Here is a 16609-nt window from a genome sequence, read left to right as displayed (position 1 = left end):
TCAGGCCTGTCGCCAGCGCGCCAGTACCGGATTCACGATACGAAACCACAGCGGTGGGCACAGCGCGAGCAGGAACATGCTGGCGTAACCGCCGGGAAGTTGCGGACTGTCGGCATGGTGCAACAGCACCTGGTAACGACGGCGCGGGGTTTCGTGATGGTCGGAATGCCGCTGCAGGTGGAACAACAGCAGGTTGCTGAGCAGGTAGTCGGAATTCCAGGAATGCAGATGGGTAGTGCGCTCATAGCGACCTGATTCCAGCCGGCGACGCTCAAGGCCGTAGTGCTCGATGTAGTTGATGATTTCCAGCGAGCAGGCGGCCAGGAATCCCTGCACGAGGAAAAACACCAGCCCGATCGGCCCGAGCCACGACGTAAAGGCTGACGCAAGCACGATCCACAACAGGCTCCAGCGGATCAGCTCGTTGCCAGCCGACCACCAGCCCTTGCCACGCAATGCCAACCGCGCCGTCTCCAGTTTCCAGGCGTTGGCGGTATTGCGCAGCAGCGCCCGCGGCATGAAATGCCAGAGCGACTGGCCGAACCTGGCGCTGGAGGCGTCTTCCGGCGTGGAAACATGCACATGGTGGCCACGCACGTGTTCGATCTTGAAGCCGTGATAGCCGACGCTGGTCAGCAACAAGCCACCGGCTGCGCGTTCCAGCGCAGTGTCCTTGTGGATCAGTTCGTGGGCGACATTGATGGCCAGCACGCCGCCGACAATACCTTGCGACAGCAGCCAGCCCAGCGTGCCAGAGGCATCGAAACCGGCATGCACGAAATGCCAGCCCGACCACGCCAGCACGCCTAGTTGCGCAGGCAGGGCCGCCAGGGTCATGCCCTTGAACCAGCCGTCGTGTTCCAGCGTGGCGCTTGCGCTGCGATCGACGTTGCGCGGATCGTGGCCCAGCGTATAGTCCGCCAGCGGCAACAGCACGAACAGGAAGAACAGCGGAAACCATGCCGTCAGGTTGGGCATGCCGGTACGCGTGCCAAGCCACGCCGCCATTGGCATCAAGGCCGGCACCACGAACACGAACAGGAAGCCCAGGCGTTTCCAGAGCGGCATGGCGGTGTCGTCTCGGCGTGGTGTGTGGAAGCCCAGACTAACCAAACCCGCGCTGGATTCAAGGGCATGGCCGATGGCGTAGGGAAAGTACCTCGCGTTCACCAGTTGCGGCGAATGCCACGGCATGGATCTCAAATCGCTGCGCTCAAGCTGTACCTGGACTCGCGCTGAGGCGGGGGTTCGGGTCACTGCGGTAAGCTGCCCCGCGACTTTTTTGCATAGGGGACACATATGACCGCATCCACGCCGCTGCTGATCACGTTCGGCATTTATCTACTCCTGATGGTGGGCATCGGGTTCGTCGCCTGGCGTCGAACCAAGAATTTCGATGACTACATCCTGGGTGGGCGATCGCTGGGCGGATACGTGACAGCGCTGTCCGCGGGTGCCTCGGACATGAGCGGCTGGCTGCTGATGGGGCTGCCGGGCGCGATGTACCTGGGTGGCGTGTCCGAGTCCTGGATCGCGATCGGCCTGGTGCTCGGCGCGTGGGCCAACTGGCGGTTCGTGGCAGGACCTCTGCGCGTCTATACCGAGCGCACCGACAACGCGCTGACCCTGCCGGACTTCTTCACCACGCGTTTTGCGACTGATGGCAAATTGTTGCGGATCGTTTCGGCGCTGGTGGTGCTGGTGTTCTTCGCGGTGTATGCGGCCAGTGGCATTGTTGCTGGCGCGCGCCTGTTCGAGAGTGTGTTCGGACTGCCATATGCGCAAGCACTCTGGTACGGCGCAGCCGCGACGGTCCTCTATACGCTGATCGGCGGCTTCCTGGCGGTGAGCTGGACCGACACCGTGCAGGCCACGCTGATGATCTTCGCCCTGGTGCTGACCCCGGTGATCGTGGTGATGAGCAGTGGCGGGATGAGTGAAAGCCTGCATGTGATCGAGCAATTCGACCCAGCGAAACTTGACTGGTTCAAGGGCGGTGATCTCGGCCTGGTCGGCATCATTTCGCTGATCGCCTGGGGCCTGGGCTACTTCGGGCAGCCGCATATCCTGGCCAGGTTCATGGCTGCCGATTCGCTCAGGGTAATTCCGCAGGCGCGGCGCATCGGCATGAGCTGGATGGTGATGTGCCTGGCCGGCTCGCTCGCCACAGGCTTCTTCGGCATCGCCTATTTCGCCGAACACCCGGCGCTGGCCGGCGCCGTCAACGAGAACCACGAGCGCGTGTTCATCGTGCTGGCCGAAGCGCTGTTCAATCCATGGATTGCCGGCATCCTGCTGTCGGCGATCCTGGCCGCGATCATGAGCACGCTGTCCTGCCAGCTGCTGGTGTGCTCCAGCGCGTTGACCGAGGATTTCTATCGCGGCTTCGTGCGCCCCGGCGCAGGCGAGCGCGAGCTGGTCTGGGTCGGCCGCAGCATGGTGCTGATGGTGGCCCTGCTGGCGATTTTCATCGCGCGTGACCCGAACAGCCTGGTGCTGGGCCTGGTCAGCTACGCTTGGGCCGGCTTCGGCGCGGCATTCGGCCCGGTGGTGCTGTTTTCGCTGGGCTGGCAGCGCATGACCAAGACCGGCGCGCTGTCCGGGATGGTGGTTGGTGCGTTGACCGTGATCCTGTGGAAGCAGACCGGTAGTGCACTGTACGAAATCGTGCCCGGCGTGATCACGGCGAGTATTGCCATTGTTGTCGGCAGCCTGTTGTCGCCGGCACCCAGCCAAGCTGTGCAGGCGCGTCACCAGCAGGTGCGGCTGAGCCTGCGCGAGACCGGCTACTGAGTCCGGGCACTTGATCGATGCGATGACGCCCATGCTGGATACACGGCCGCGCGTCATCGCGTTGATGGGCCCGACCGCATCGGGCAAGAGCGCGTATGCGCTTGCGCTTGCGGAACGGTTTGATGGCGAGATCGTCAGCGTCGATTCGGCGCTGGTGTATCGCGGCCTGGATATCGGTGCGGCCAAGCCGACCCGCGAGGAACAGGCGCGAGTCCCGCATCACCTGATGGACGTGCGCGATCCGTGGCAGCCGTATTCGGCGGCGGAGTTCGCGGTCGATGCCGCAATCGCCATCGACGGCATCCTTTCGCGCGGGAAATTGCCGATCCTCGCCGGCGGCACCGGCCTGTACTTCCGCGCCCTGCTCGAAGGCCTGGCGCAGATGCCCGAAGCCGACCCCGCGCAACGTGCGGCCATCACTGCAGAGGCCCAAGCCAAGGGTTGGGCAGCCCTGCATGCGGAGCTGGCACGTGTCGATCCCGCGGCGGCGCTGCGCATCCACGCCACCGATGCGCAACGCATCCAGCGCGCGCTGGAGGTGTATCGATTGAGCGGTCGCGCGATCAGCGAATGGCAGCGTGACGCACCACAGGCAGCCCCGTGCTGGAAGGCGCTGAAGCTGGCGCTGGCGCCGCCGGATCGTGCCGCGCTGCATGCGCGCATCGAGTCGCGTTTCGATGCGATGTTGGCCGAGGGATTCCTCGATGAGGTGCGCGACCTGCGCGGATTGCCAGGACTGGCGTCGCATCCGGCGCCACTTCAGTTGCCTGCGATACGTGCAGTGGGTTATCGGCAGGCATGGCAACTCCTCGATGGAGGCGGCGATGCCAACACATTCCGCGAACGCGCCATCGCCGCTACCCGACAGCTGGCCAAGCGCCAGTTCACCTGGCTGCGCGGAGAACTGGACGCACGCTGGTTCGATCCCGTGACCCAGCGCACGCAACTGGACACGGCCGTGGCCGGATTCCTCGGCCCGCCACGCACGTAATTCCTCCGGCGTGCGTTACCATCGGGTCGCGCCACTGCTTGCGGACCGGTGCAGGGCCAGGGGAGGCTTGCTGATTGCAGTTGCAACAGTGATGTCTGGCCGATTACTCAAACAACAACAAACAACAAGAACAGTGCGGGGAAACCACATGTCCAAGGGACAGTCTTTGCAGGATCCATTCCTGAATGCGTTGCGGCGCGAGCGCGTGCCGGTGTCGATCTACCTGGTCAACGGCATCAAGCTGCAGGGCACCGTTGAATCGTTCGACCAGTTCGTGGTGCTACTGCGCAATACGGTCAGCCAGATGGTCTACAAGCACGCCATTTCCACCGTGGTGCCGGCGCGCAACGTGCGAATCAGCATGCCGGGTGGAGAAGAGGACGGCGACGACGCGGATGCCGAGTCTCCTGAGTCCCTGAGTCCCCCTGAGTCCCCCTGAGTCCCCCTGAGTCCCCCCTGAGTCCCCACATCGGCGGCAAGGCATCGGTTCAAGGCATCGTTCAAGGCTTGGGTTCGCGCGGGGTGGCCCCATAACTGGGACGATGACAATCCGCCTTTCGACGGTTCACGCCCTTGTTTGAACGCTCCCGCAAGGGTGAACACGCCCTGTTGATCCAGCCCCACGCCGGTGGTCCGCCGGGCGAAGGCGTGTTCGAGGAATTCCGCGAGCTGGCGCGTTCTGCCGGCGCTACGGTGGCGGCAGAACTGACCGCGAAGATTGATCGCCCGAATCCGGCGATCCTGATCGGCACCGGCAAGCTCGAAGAAGTGAAGGCGGCCTGCGAGGCGACTGGCGCTGACCTCGTGCTGGTCAACCATACGTTGAGCCCGGTGCAGGAGCGCAACCTGGAACGTGCGCTGGAGCGTCGCGTGGTCGACCGCACCGGTCTCATATTGGACATTTTCTCGCAGCGTGCGCGCAGCGCCGAAGGCAAGCTGCAGGTCGAGTTGGCGCAACTCAAGCACATGGCCACGCGGCTGGTGCGCGGCTGGACTCACCTGGAGCGCCAGCGTGGCGGCTCGATCGGCTTGCGCGGGCCGGGTGAAACCCAGCTGGAAACCGACCGCCGGCTGCTGCAGAAGCGCGTAGACGTGCTGCAGAAACGTCTGGAAAAAGTGGAAGTCCAGCACACTCAGATGCGTCGCGCGCGGGTGCGCAGTGAACTGCCGCGGGTGGCCCTGGTCGGCTATACCAATGCCGGCAAGTCGACATTATTCAATGCGCTGACCGGCGCCGATGCCTACGCCGCCGACAAGCTGTTTGCCACCCTCGACCCGACTGTGCGCCGGATTGAACTGCCAGGTGGCGGCGTCGTGCTGGCCGATACCGTCGGTTTCGTGCGCGACCTGCCGCATGATCTGGTCGCTGCGTTCCGTTCGACCCTGAGCGAAGCGCGCGAAGCCGACCTGTTGCTGCATGTGATCGATGCAGACGATCCGCTGCGCGACGAACGCATCGGTCAGGTTGACGAGGTGCTGCAGGAAATCGGCGCGGGCGAGATCCCGCAGCTGACGGTGTTCAACAAGATCGACCGCATTGAAGGCGCCAGCGCACGCATCGATCAGCGCGGCGACGAGCGCACCGCAGTCTGGCTGTCGGCGCGCGACGGCATCGGCCTGGACCTGCTGCGGCAGGCACTGGGCGACCGACTTGGCTTGCAGCGCGTGGTTGGCGAAGTATTGCTGCCTACCGATGCGGGCCGTTTACGCGCGCGCCTGCATGCACTGGATGCGGTGCGCGGCGAGGACCATGACGCTGACGGCTGGCGCCTGCAACTGGACTTGCCGATCGCCGACGCCTTGCGGCTGGCGGCACAGGATGATGGCGCGCCATTGCGCAGCCTGCTGCCAATTCCGGAAGCGGAAGCCGTGGACTGACGCAACCGGTAGAATCCCACTCACTTTCCTGCCGCGGACGCGGCACTCGATGGAGCAGGCATGGCCTGGAATAAACCCGGCGGTTCGTCCGGCAGCAACAATCGTGGTGGCAATCGCGGACTCGGCAACTTGCTCAATCGTCTGCCCGGTTTCGGTGGCGGCATGAGCGAAGGCAGCGTGCTTCGCTGGGTGCTGATCGGCTTTGGCCTGTGGCTGGCGTTCAACTGCTTCGTGCTGGTCGCAGAGCAGCAGCGCGGCGTGGTGCTGCGCTTCGGCCAGCTGTCGCGGGTGATGCAGCCCGGCCCGCATCTGAAGTTTCCGTGGCCGGTCGAGCGCGTGTTCAAGGTTAACGCGACCACCATCAAGACCTTCAACGACACCGTGCCGGTGCTGACCAGTGATGAGAACATCGTCAGCGTCGAGGTCAACGTCCAGTACCGGGTCGCCGATCCGCGCTTGTACCTGTTCGGAACCCGCGACGCCGACCGGGTCCTGCAACAGGCGACCCTGAGCGCCGTGCGCGAACAGATTGGCCGTTCCAACCTGGACAACGTGCTCAGCGCCCGCGGCCCCTTGTCGATCGCCGCGAAGCAGCGTCTCGAGGCCGCGCTGAAGGCCTACAAGACCGGCCTGGCCGTCACCGAGCTCAACCTGCCCAACGCGCGTCCGCCCGAGGAGGTCAAGCCGGCCTTTGACGACGTCAACAGCGCACAACAGGACCAGCAGCGGGTGACCAGCGAGGCCGAGGCCTACGCCGCCAAGATCGTGCCCGAGGCCCGCGGCCTGGCAGCGCGCGTGCGCACCGTGGCCGAGGGCTACAAGACCGCCAGCATCGCCCGCGCTACCGGTGACTCGGAGCGCTTCACCCTGCTGCAGCAACAGTATGCCAGCGCGCCCGACGTCACCCGCAAGCGCCTGTGGCTGGAAACGGTCGAAGAGGTTCTGTCCAGGAACCGCAAGGTCGTTGGCGGCGATAGCCGCCAGCTGATCTACGTGCCGATGGGCGACACGAAGGGCGCCAGCATGCCGGCGCCGGCGACCGCGATTGTGCCGGACCTGGTCTCGCCTACAGTTAATGCAACTGATGACAACGTCCGTAGCGCACGCCAAGGCCGGCCCGATGGCCGCAAGGAGCCGAGCCGATGAAATTCTCCGCATGGATGTCCGCGCTGGTCGTCGGCCTGTTGCTGTTGCTGGGTTCTGTCTATGTGGTCAACGAGGGCCAGACCGGTCTGGTGCTCAAGCTCGGCCGCATCGTGAGCACCAATGTTGGTCCGGGCCTGCATTTCAAGGTCCCCCTGGTTGAGTCCGCGCAGGTCTTCGACACACGCCTGCAGGTGCTGGACGCGGAGCCCGAGCGTTACCTGACCTCGGAGAAGAAGGACGTCAGCGTCGACTTCTTCGCCATTGGCGCGATCAGCGACGTGCAGGCGTTCTACCGCGCCACCGGCGGTGACGAGAGCGTCGCTGTGCAGCGCCTGACCCCGATCATCAAGGACGCCCTGCGCAACGAGATCAACTCACGCACGTTGCAGGAAGCCGTGTCCGGCGACCGCGCCAAGATCGTCGGAGACCAGCTGGCGCTGATCAACCGTGGCGCCGCCAACCTTGGGATCAAGATTACCGACCTGCGGATCAAGCGCATCGATCTGCCGGAGGGCGGCGAGGTGATCGGACAGGTCTACCGCCGGATGAGCGCCCAGCGCTACCAGGTCGCCAGCAAGCTGCGCGCCGAGGGTGAGGAGGAGGCGCAGAAGATCCGCTCGCAAGCCGACCGCGAGCAGGCCGTGATCGCCGCCGAGGCCGAGCGCGACGCGCAGAAGCTGCGCGGCGAGGGCGATGCCACAGCCACCCACCTGTACGCCGAAGCCGCCCAACGCGACCCATCGTTCTACTCATTCCATCGCAGCCTGGAGGCCTATCGCAAGTCCTTCTCCGGCGGCGACAGCGTGATCGTGCTGGACCGCGATGACCCCTTCCTGCAGTACATGAAGTCCGATCGCTGATGTCGGACCTGTGGGGCGCACTGTGCCTGGTCGCAGTGCTGGAAGGCCTGTTCCTGTTTGCAGCCCCGGGTGCGTGGAAGCGCGCAGCCGAGCAATTGCAACAAATGCCGAACGAGCACGTGCGCCGGGTCGGCGCGGTGGTGCTGATCCTGGGGCTGGTGTCGTTGTATCTGGTGCGGGGCGGGTGAGTTCTGTTTCCAACACCCGGAAATGAGTGGAAATGGGGTCAGAGTGAAGTTTCCTGACCAAGCGCATGGGCAAATCCAAGCAACGCTGGCAGGAAATCCACTCCGACCCCATTTCCGGGCTGGCCGTCGGCGAAGGAAACCCGGATAATTTCGTAAAGCCGGGGCACGCCTCGGCTCACTCACGTGTGGAGTACGGAAATGGGTCAGTCGGTCGTCGTGTTGGGTGCCCAGTGGGGCGATGAGGGCAAGGGCAAGATCGTCGACCTGCTGACGCAGGACATTGGCGCCGTCGTGCGCTTCCAGGGCGGCCACAACGCCGGGCATACGCTGGTAATCGGCGGCAAGAAGACGGTGCTGCACCTGATCCCGTCCGGCGTCCTGCGCGATGACGCGCTGTGCCTGATTGGCAACGGCGTGGTGCTGCACCCGGGTGCGCTGCAAAAGGAAATCGCGGAACTCGAAGCCAATGGGGTCGAGGTGCGGTCGCGGCTGAAGATCAGCCCGGCCACGCCAATCATCATGCCGTACCACGTCGCCCTGGATCAGGCGCGCGAGAAGGCCGCCGGTGGCAAGGCGATTGGCACCACCGGCCGCGGCATCGGCCCGGCGTATGAGGACAAGGTGGCGCGTCGCGGGATTCGTGTGGCTGACCTGCATTACCCGATCGAGCTCGCCGAAAAGCTGCGCTCGGCGCTGGATTACCACAACTTCGTGCTGACCCAGTACCTGAAAGTCGATGCGGTCGATTACCGGCAGACCCTGGACGAGGCATTGGCGTTCGGCGAATACGTCGAGCCGATGAAGGCGGACGTGGCCGGCATCCTGCACGAGCTGCGCAAGCAGGGCCGCAAGGTGCTGTTCGAGGGTGCACAGGGTTCGCTGCTGGACATCGATCACGGTACTTATCCGTATGTCACCTCCAGCAATACCACCGTTGGTGGCGCGCTGGCCGGGACTGGCGTAGGCGCGGACGCGATCGACTATGTGCTTGGCATCGCCAAGGCGTATGCGACGCGTGTCGGCGGCGGCCCATTCCCGACCGAACTCGATGACGAAGTCGGCCAGGGCATCCGTGACCGCGGCCAGGAATATGGCGCGACCACTGGCCGGCCGCGTCGCTGCGGCTGGATGGACATCGTTGCACTCAAGCGCGCGGTGGCGATCAATGGTCTCAGCGGCCTGTGCATCACCAAGCTCGACATCCTCGACGGGATGGAAAAGCTGAAGATCTGCATTGCCTACGAATATCGCGGAAAGCGCACCGAATACGCGCCGCTTGATGCTGACGGCTGGGACGAGTGCACGCCGGTGTACCTGGAGTTCCCGGGCTGGCAGGAATCCACCGCCGGCATCACCGAGTGGGACAAGCTGCCGGCCGCCGCGCGCGCCTACCTGCGCGCGCTGGAGGAACTGGCGGGTTGCCCGTTGGCCATCGTCAGTACCGGCCCGGACCGCGATGCAAATATCATCCTGCAGGATCCCTTCGCCTGAGGCGTCCCATGCCATATCGCCACGCCTACGAGCACATCCCGGCGCAGGTCTGGACCGCGGCGCCGGATGGCATGCTCAATTATGTGAATGCCGAGGCCGCGGCATTCATGGGCGTACCCGAAGAAGAATTGCTCGGAACAGGGTGGGGTAACTCGGTCCATCCGCAGGACATCGTGGTGGCGGCGCCGCGATGGACGCATTCGATCACCACCGGCGAGCCATACGAGCAGTTGTTCCGCCTGCGCAATGGTAGCGACCAGCGCTACTACTGGTTCATCGCCAGGGCGAACACCGTGCATGACGATCAAGGTCGGATCAGTCACTGGGTCGGTGTGAATACCCGCATCGACGGCATCGCGCTCGCCCATGAGGTCGGCCGTGTTGCATTCGAAGCCAATAGCCTCAGCCAGGCCGTGTTCGACCAGTTGCCGGTCGCCATGGTGGTGCTGGCCGGTGCCGGCTTGAAGGTTCAACGCGCGACTGCGGCAGCACGGCGGTTTGCAGCGATGGATGTGGTCGAGCAGCAGTCGCTGCTGGCGGCTTATCCGCAGCTTTCCAGTGTGTGCGAATCCGGCGAGCTGACAGAAGTGATGATGCTGGGTGAAGGTCGCCGCATCACCGATCTCCGGATCTCGGTGGCCGACGGCAAGCCGATGGCATTCGACCTGATCTGCGAACCCCTGCATGACGCGCGTGGGGCGGTCGAAGGCCTGACCTTGGCGTTCCTGCCGGCCTGACGACTGCTGTTCGCGCCAGGCGCGCCATGCGCATGTGCCTGGGCATGCCTCAATCTGAACGACATCCGGTCAGGCATGACTTCCGGGGCTGTTGCGGCACGCCCGGGGCCGGGATGATGCGACGCGATATGGGCCATTCATGCCCATCCCCACCACTTGATCGAGGATTCTCAATGCGCCGTCTGCTGGTGTCTGCAATTGCTTTGGCCCTTACCGGGCTGGCCTCCACCGCATCGGCGCAATCCGCGGCCGAGGTCTCCCGTGCTGCCAACCCGCCGATGGTCAAGGCCACCAGCCAGCTGCCGGCCAATGTGCGGCCGAGCCATTACGCCATCGAGGTCACCCCGCACGCGGACAAGATGGCCTTCGACGGCAAGGTCAGGATCGACCTGCAGGTGCTGGAGCCGACCTCGAGCATTGTTTTGCAGGCGGTCAACATGACGTTTGCCAATAGCACTCTGGTAGCAAAGGGCGGCAAGCCCATGCCCGCCAAGGTCAGCGTGGATGCCGGCAACCAGACCGCGATTTTCACCTTCGAAAAGCCGCTGGCGGCTGGCAGCTACACCCTGTCCACCAACTACACTGGCGTGATCAACACCCAGGCCAATGGCTTCTTCGCGCTCGACTACCAGACCGAGGGCGGCAAGCAACGTGCGCTGTATACGCAGTTCGAGAATTCCGATGCGCGCCGCTTCATTCCGTCGTGGGATGAGCCCAACTTCAAGGCGACCTTTGACCTGACGGTCAATGCGCCCGCGGGCCAAATGGTGGTCAGCAACATGCCGGTGGTCAGCACGAAGGACACCGGCAACAGCATGCAACAGGTGGTGTTCGAGACCTCGCCGAAGATGTCGACATATCTTTTGTTCCTGGGCATGGGTGACTTCGATCGGGCCACGCTGGACGACAACGGCGTGCAGATCGGCGTGATCGCGCAGAAGGGCAAGGTCGACCAGGCGCAGTTCGCGCTGGAAGCCGGCCGCGACGTGCTGCGCGAATACGATGACTACTTCGGCGTGAAGTATCCGTTGCCCAAACTCGACAACATCGCCGCGCCGGGCCGCAGCCAGTTTTTCAGCGCGATGGAAAACTGGGGCGCGATCTTCACCTTTGAATCTTCGTTGCTGCTGGACCCGCGCATCTCCAATGTTTCCGACCAGCAGCGGGTGTTCACCACTGCTGCGCACGAAATCGCCCACCAGTGGTTCGGCGATCTGGTGACCATGGCGTGGTGGGACGACCTGTGGTTGAACGAAGGCTTCGCCACCTGGATGGAAGGCCGCACCACCCAGAAGCTGCATCCGGAATGGGACATCGACAACGTCGACGCGGCCTACACCAGTCGTGGCGCGATGGGTGGCGACGGCTATGTCACCACCCACCCGATCGTGCAGCACGTGGCGACCGTGGAACAGGCTAGCCAGGCATTCGACGGCATCACCTATGGCAAGGGTTCCGCAGTGATCGGCATGCTGGAGGATTACGTCGGCTCCGATGCGTGGCGCGATGGCGTTCGCAGCTACATCAAGCAGCATGCCTACGGCAATGGAGTGACTGATGACCTCTGGCGGGAAGTCGACAAGGCCGCACCTGGCAAGCAGTTCATCCAGGTTGCGCACGACTTCACCCTGCAACCGGGTATTCCGTTGATCAAGGCCAGCGCCGCGTGCACGGCCGGCAAGACCGTGGTCTCGCTGGAGCAGGGCGAATACACGATCGACCGTCCCGGCAAGGTGCCGTTGCGCTGGCATGTGCCGGTGAGCGTGCGCAGCGGTGGCAGTGCGGTGCATGTGCTGGTGGACGACAAGGCCAGCGTTGAGCTGCCGGGCTGCGGCGCACCGGTGTTGTTGAATGCTGGGCAGAAGGGCTACTACCGCACGCTGTACGCGCCAGCACAGTTCAAGGTGCTGAGCGATGGCTTCAACAAGCTGCCTGTGGTTGACCAGTTGGGCGTGATGATGGATGCCAGCGCGCTGGCCGCAGTGGGCCAGCAGCCCGAATCCGATTTGCTGGACCTGACCACCAAGGTGCCACTGGATGCTTCGCCCAACCTGTGGCAGATGGTGGCCGGCGTCGTGGGTGGCCTGGATGACATGTTCGAGGGCAATCCCAAGCGCCAGGCCGCCGCTCGCAAGTTTGCACTTTCGCGGTTGTCGCCCAAGTTCCAGCAACTGGGCTGGGAAAACCGCGAGGGCGATTCGGCCACGACCAAGCAGTTGCGCTCCAGCCTGATCGGTATCCTCAGCACGCTGGGCGACGACAAGGTGATCGCGGAGGCGCGTGCCCGTTTCGCCAAATCCGCAACCGATCCGAAGGCAATGCCGCCGGAGCTTCGCCGCACCATCCTGGGCATCGTGGCGCGCAACGCAGACGCCGCGACCTGGGACAAGCTGCACAAGATGGCGCAGGACGAGAAGTCGTCGATGATCCGCGACCAATATTACGGCCTGCTTGCGGCGGCCAAGGACAAGGCACTGGCCCAGCGGGCGCTGGACATGGCCCTGACCGAAGAGCCGGGCGCGACCAACAGTGCCGGGATGATCGGCTCGGTGTCGCGTGAACATTCCGAGATGGCGTTCGACTTCGCAGTGGCGCATCGTGAACAGGTAGACAAGCTGGTCGACTCGACTTCGCGCGCGCGCTTCTATCCGGGCCTGGGTTACGGCGCCAAGAACTTGAAGATGGTCGACAAGATCAAGGCATACGCGGATGCATACATCGCGCCGACCTCGCGCCGCGACGCGGAGACGGTGATGAACGCGATCAAGACCGGGTTCAAGCTGCGTGCTCAACGCCTGCCGCAGATTGATGCCTGGTTGAAAAAGAACGGGTACTGATCGCTGCGACACCCATCGCCCCGCAACGGGGCGATGGGTGATCATGCATGCATCCGCATGCTGATGTGGCAGGAGCTGACCTGATGGAAAAGCCCTTTTCGCCCAGTTGCGAGCGCAACCGCGATCCGATCCTCGATGTACTGCATCGCCATCTTGGCGGCGCGCGTCATGTGCTTGAAATCGGCAGTGGCACTGGTCAGCACGCGGTGCATGTTGCTGCGGCGATGCCATGGCTCACCTGGCAATCCAGCGATCATATAAGCCAGCATGCGGGCATCCAGCAGTGGCTGGACGAAGCCGGGCTGGCCAATGCGCCAGCGCCGATTGCATTGCAGGCTGTAGCGCAACCCGCGCCGCATTTCACCCCGGCACTTGCTCCCGGATTACTGCCGTTCGATGCGGTGTTCACTGCCAATACTTTGCACATCATGGATTGGCCGGAAGTGCAGGCGCTTTTCGCCTGCTTGCCGGCGATGCTTTCCGATCAGGGTCTGGTGATCGTGTATGGGCCGTTTAATGAAGGCGGCTCTTTTAGCAGTGAAGGCAACCGCGAATTCGAAGCTTCGTTGAAGTCGCGTGATCCGCGTTCCGGGATTCGCGATATCGAAGCGGTTGATGCGCTGGCCACCGGTATCGGCCTGCAGTGCATCGATGACGTGGCGATGCCGGCCAACAACCGCATGCTGGTGTGGCGGCGTAGTTGAGCGTGTTCGAAGCCCGACCGGCATCAAGCAGGATGCGAATCGAGCTGAAGTGGCAGTAATCGCAACCTCTGCAAGCTCACCACCCCGCCTGGAGTGGTGAGCTGCCGTCACATCATCAGAACGTGTATTCCACCAGCAGGTTGAAGGAGCGTCCGCGTGGGTCGGCGACGCGAGCTTCCCAGCCGGCACCGTCGCCATCGTCGAGATAGCGCAGGGTGAACGGCGGATCGGTGTTGAGCAGGTTGCGAATGGCGAAGGTCGCCTTCAGGTGCTGGATGGCCGTCCAGCTGACGCTGTAGTTGTAGGTGGTGTACGAGTCGACCTTCGGATTGAAGTTCACTGGCACATATCCATTCACGATGCCAGGCGGAAGGTAATCCTTGTAACCACCGCGATAGACCTGGGTCAGTGTGTGCGCCCAGTCGCCCTTGTTCCAGCCGAAACTCAGCGTGTGCTTCCACTTGATCGGCAGGTTGAAGTAGCGCTCGTACTCGCCGACCAGGTTGCCGGTGTAGGGCAGGTTGTCGAAACTCTTGGTCTTGAACGTGTCGAGATAACTGCCGTTGAGGTGGGCATTCCAGGTTCCGCCGGCGAGTTCACCGCGCACATTTGCGTCCAGCTCGATACCACTGGTCAGGGTTCCGCCGGTGTTGATGTAGCGCTGGTCGATCTGGATGATGTTGCCGCTTGCATCGCGAATGAAGTTCGATGCGTACAGGTTGTAGTTCGAGGTCATCGTGCTCAGGCTGAAGCCGCTGCGGATGGTGTTGAATCGCTCGATCTCCCACCAGTCGACGCTGACATCGATGTTGGATGTCGGTGCGAGCACGAAGCCAATGCTCTTCTGCTTCGCTTCCTCCGGTTGCAGGTTCGGATTGCCGCCGGTGACGATGTCGGGACGGATCTGCACCTTGCAATTGGCTACGTCCGGGTTGTAGCGGCCATTCGGGCAGATGGACGGGTCAGCCAGGTCCAGGCCGGTGTACTGGGTTTCAGTGATGCCGCGGAACAGCTTGGCAAAATCCGGCACCTTGAAACCGGTGCTGTACGAACCACGGAAAGCCACCCAGTCCACGGGTTTCCATTTGAACGAGTACTTCGGATTGGTGCTGCCACCAAAACCGTCGTACTGGTCGCGCCGCACGGCGAGGTTCACCTCCAGGCTGTCGAATACCGGCACGTTGAACTCGGCGAACAAGGCCTTGACGTTGCGGTGCCTTGGCGACAGGTAATTGGATGAGTCACCCGGGGCGCCGAAGACGAAGGCATTGCCGGCTGACCATGCTGCCGGGCCACTGAACTCGTACTCCTCACGCCTGAGATCCATGCCAACCGCGGCCTGCACATCCTCCTTGCTCCACAGCTTGAAGCCCAGGCTGCCGCTGAAGCTGGCGTCGAACGTGGTCGTGGTCGAAATGCCTGAATACAACTGCAGGCCGGTGGCATCTGCAGCCGCCAACGCCGAATAGGCCCCCTGGGACTGGCCTTGGCCAGGCATCAGGAACGGGTTGAGCAAGCCAGTTTTCAGGGCCGCCTTCAGCTGCGGTGTGAAGTAGTAGCCGCCCGCGAGCACCGATTCGGCCCGGCTCTGCGCACGCGACAGGCCAACGTCGTAGTCCCAGGTGCCGACAGTGCCGGTCATCCCGAACAGCAGGCGATAGGCGCGGCTCGTGGTTTCGAGTTGGCGAGGGCCGCAGATTTCGCAACGCCAGCGGTATCTGATCGGAGCGCCGTAGGCGAGGCTGGCCTGTGGCCCGAAGTAATTGAGCAGTGAGTTATAGACTGAGTCGTAGGTTGCCTTCGTACTCGCATTCAATTCATAGGCGTCCAGCGCGGTCGCACCAGCGCCGATGCTGGTCGAGATCTGTTGTGCCTCGAAGACCCGCTTGGACGTGACCTTTGAACCCATGAATTCGGCGAAGAACTGATGATGGTCGCCGATCTTGAAGGTGGCGCGGCCGATGCCCTGCAGGGTCTGTACCGGTTGCTGGATGGTGCGCGCACGTCCGTAATCCCATGCGCAAGCGAAACTCGCGCCGGGGCTGGCCCAGATCTTGTCATCGTACGGGCCCATCATCTCGCCGCCGTTTTCGCAGCCGGCGCCTGCGGGCAGGTCGAGCGTGTTGATCGAGGTCTTGGTGAGCGCGGAGGCAGGATCCTTAAGGCCGCCTCCAATCAGGCTGCCTGTGCCGGTGACGATAGTGGCGAACGGCGTGCCTCGCGAGTCCGGCGACAAGCCGCGATCCGGCTGGAAGCTGTTGGCAAAATCGCGCTGGTTGCCGCGCAGGATCTCGTTCTTTTTGACGTTGACCGCGGCCCAGACGTTCCAGCGGTCGGTATCCAGGTCGCCGAATCCGCCAAGCACGCTGGCCTGGAAAATGTTGCCGCCGCCCTGCTGGGTGACATCAGCGCCGCCAGTGACTGACAGGCCTTGGTAGTTGTCGCGGGTGATGAAGTTGATCACGCCACCGATGGCGTCGGTGCCGTACACCGCCGAAGCACCATCACGCAGCACTTCGACGCGCTCGATCGCGGCGAAGGGAATGGAGTTCAGGTCCACTACCTGTCCGGCCAGCCCATGGGATGCCACACGGCGACCATTGAGCAGGACCAGCGTTGCGTCGGCACCTTGCCCGCGCAGGTTGGCACCGGATACACCGTTATTGCCTCGCGTGCCGGGCGGCGCGATGCCGCTGTTGGCGGAGAGGCTGTCAGGACCGTTGCTGGCGATGTTCAATTGCTGCAGCAGCTGTTCCGCCGAGGTGATGCCCTGTGCTTCGATTTCAGCCTTCTGGATGATCGTGATCGGCAATGCTGCCTCCACGTCCGTGCGCTTGATGCGCGAACCAGTGACCGTCATTCGGTCCAGGGTCTTGACCTGTTCCTGTTTCTTTGTGTCCTGTTCATTGGCTTGCTGTGCCATCGCCGGCATCGCCAATGCGGCAAGGACCGCTAGGCAAAGGCGCTGGAACCTCGGCTTCGAA

13 protein-coding genes are annotated in these 16609 nt (G+C 63.4%); 11 read left to right on the top strand and 2 right to left on the bottom strand.

Annotated features, from left to right (window positions below; translation table 11 throughout):
• The gene (locus PSV05_RS12165) at nt 1-1068 is read right to left on the bottom strand and encodes an alkane 1-monooxygenase (protein WP_300065597.1); all 1068 of its coding nucleotides are present in this window, start codon (nt 1066-1068) and stop codon (nt 1-3) included.
• Between the two features lie 231 nt (nt 1069-1299).
• Between PSV05_RS12165 and putP the strand changes: the two genes are divergently transcribed.
• From putP to PSV05_RS12110, 11 genes are all read left to right on the top strand, one after another.
• Complete coding sequence (gene putP, locus PSV05_RS12160) at nt 1300-2793, top strand: sodium/proline symporter PutP (RefSeq protein WP_300065595.1); 1494 nt, start codon at nt 1300-1302, stop codon at nt 2791-2793.
• A gap of 31 nt (nt 2794-2824) precedes the next feature.
• Nucleotides 2825-3784 (top strand): tRNA (adenosine(37)-N6)-dimethylallyltransferase MiaA, encoded by a 960-nt coding sequence (gene miaA / locus PSV05_RS12155; RefSeq protein WP_300065593.1) that lies wholly within the window; start codon nt 2825-2827, stop codon nt 3782-3784.
• A 148-nt stretch (nt 3785-3932) separates the two neighbouring features.
• A complete protein-coding gene (hfq, locus tag PSV05_RS12150) occupies nt 3933-4223 on the top strand; it encodes an RNA chaperone Hfq (protein WP_300065591.1) in 291 nt (96 codons plus the stop codon).
• 134 nt (nt 4224-4357) lie between these two features.
• Complete coding sequence (hflX, locus tag PSV05_RS12145; RefSeq protein ID WP_300065589.1) at nt 4358-5662, top strand: ribosome rescue GTPase HflX; 1305 nt, start codon at nt 4358-4360, stop codon at nt 5660-5662.
• 162 nt (nt 5663-5824) lie between these two features.
• Complete coding sequence (gene hflK, locus PSV05_RS12140; RefSeq protein ID WP_300065730.1) at nt 5825-6808, top strand: FtsH protease activity modulator HflK; 984 nt, start codon at nt 5825-5827, stop codon at nt 6806-6808.
• Entirely contained in the window at nt 6805-7668 is an 864-nt protein-coding gene (locus PSV05_RS12135; protein ID WP_300065587.1) for a protease modulator HflC, read from the top strand. Before hflK ends, PSV05_RS12135 begins: the two co-directional genes overlap by 4 nt.
• Nucleotides 7668-7856, top strand: coding sequence for a DUF2065 family protein (locus tag PSV05_RS12130; protein ID WP_300065586.1), 189 nt, complete (start codon nt 7668-7670; stop codon nt 7854-7856). Before PSV05_RS12135 ends, PSV05_RS12130 begins: the two co-directional genes overlap by 1 nt.
• Nucleotides 7857-8054: 198 nt before the next feature.
• Nucleotides 8055-9347 (top strand): adenylosuccinate synthase, encoded by a 1293-nt coding sequence (locus tag PSV05_RS12125; RefSeq protein WP_300065584.1) that lies wholly within the window; start codon nt 8055-8057, stop codon nt 9345-9347.
• An 8-nt stretch (nt 9348-9355) separates the two neighbouring features.
• Nucleotides 9356-10084 (top strand): PAS domain-containing protein, encoded by a 729-nt coding sequence (locus PSV05_RS12120; protein WP_300065582.1) that lies wholly within the window; start codon nt 9356-9358, stop codon nt 10082-10084.
• Nucleotides 10085-10257: 173 nt separating this feature from the next.
• Nucleotides 10258-12921: a M1 family metallopeptidase gene (locus tag PSV05_RS12115; protein ID WP_300065580.1), complete on the top strand. Its 2664-nt coding sequence runs from the start codon at nt 10258-10260 to the stop codon at nt 12919-12921.
• Between the two features lie 83 nt (nt 12922-13004).
• On the top strand, nt 13005-13625 hold the full coding sequence (locus PSV05_RS12110; protein ID WP_300065578.1) for a DUF938 domain-containing protein: 621 nt from the start codon (nt 13005-13007) through the stop codon (nt 13623-13625).
• Between the two features lie 115 nt (nt 13626-13740).
• On the opposite strand, the gene PSV05_RS12105 is transcribed toward PSV05_RS12110, so the two are convergent.
• Nucleotides 13741-16548 (bottom strand): TonB-dependent receptor, encoded by a 2808-nt coding sequence (locus PSV05_RS12105; RefSeq protein ID WP_300065576.1) that lies wholly within the window; start codon nt 16546-16548, stop codon nt 13741-13743.
• Nucleotides 16549-16609 lie beyond the last annotated feature (61 nt).

It is taken from the genome of Thermomonas sp. (genome assembly GCF_029945965.1).
GTDB lineage: Bacteria > Pseudomonadota > Gammaproteobacteria > Xanthomonadales > Xanthomonadaceae > Thermomonas.
The sequence above is the reverse complement of the archived record's forward strand: the minus strand, read 5'-3'. Positions and strand labels throughout refer to the sequence as shown.

What these genes read in the sequence shown, in the direction of transcription:
- PSV05_RS12110 (WP_300065578.1), top strand. Translation starts at nt 13,005, where the DNA reads ATGGAAAAGCCCTTTTCGCCCAGTTGCGAGCGCAACCGCGATCCGATC.
- miaA (WP_300065593.1), top strand. Translation starts at nt 2,825, where the DNA reads ATGCTGGATACACGGCCGCGCGTCATCGCGTTGATGGGCCCGACCGCA.
- hflK (WP_300065730.1), top strand. Translation starts at nt 5,825, where the DNA reads ATGAGCGAAGGCAGCGTGCTTCGCTGGGTGCTGATCGGCTTTGGCCTG.
- PSV05_RS12165 (WP_300065597.1), bottom strand. Translation starts at nt 1,068, where the DNA reads ATGCCGCTCTGGAAACGCCTGGGCTTCCTGTTCGTGTTCGTGGTGCCG.
- PSV05_RS12130 (WP_300065586.1), top strand. Translation starts at nt 7,668, where the DNA reads ATGTCGGACCTGTGGGGCGCACTGTGCCTGGTCGCAGTGCTGGAAGGC.
- hfq (WP_300065591.1), top strand. Translation starts at nt 3,933, where the DNA reads ATGTCCAAGGGACAGTCTTTGCAGGATCCATTCCTGAATGCGTTGCGG.
- putP (WP_300065595.1), top strand. Translation starts at nt 1,300, where the DNA reads ATGACCGCATCCACGCCGCTGCTGATCACGTTCGGCATTTATCTACTC.
- PSV05_RS12125 (WP_300065584.1), top strand. Translation starts at nt 8,055, where the DNA reads ATGGGTCAGTCGGTCGTCGTGTTGGGTGCCCAGTGGGGCGATGAGGGC.
- PSV05_RS12115 (WP_300065580.1), top strand. Translation starts at nt 10,258, where the DNA reads ATGCGCCGTCTGCTGGTGTCTGCAATTGCTTTGGCCCTTACCGGGCTG.
- PSV05_RS12120 (WP_300065582.1), top strand. Translation starts at nt 9,356, where the DNA reads ATGCCATATCGCCACGCCTACGAGCACATCCCGGCGCAGGTCTGGACC.
- PSV05_RS12105 (WP_300065576.1), bottom strand. Translation starts at nt 16,548, where the DNA reads ATGGCACAGCAAGCCAATGAACAGGACACAAAGAAACAGGAACAGGTC.
- PSV05_RS12135 (WP_300065587.1), top strand. Translation starts at nt 6,805, where the DNA reads ATGAAATTCTCCGCATGGATGTCCGCGCTGGTCGTCGGCCTGTTGCTG.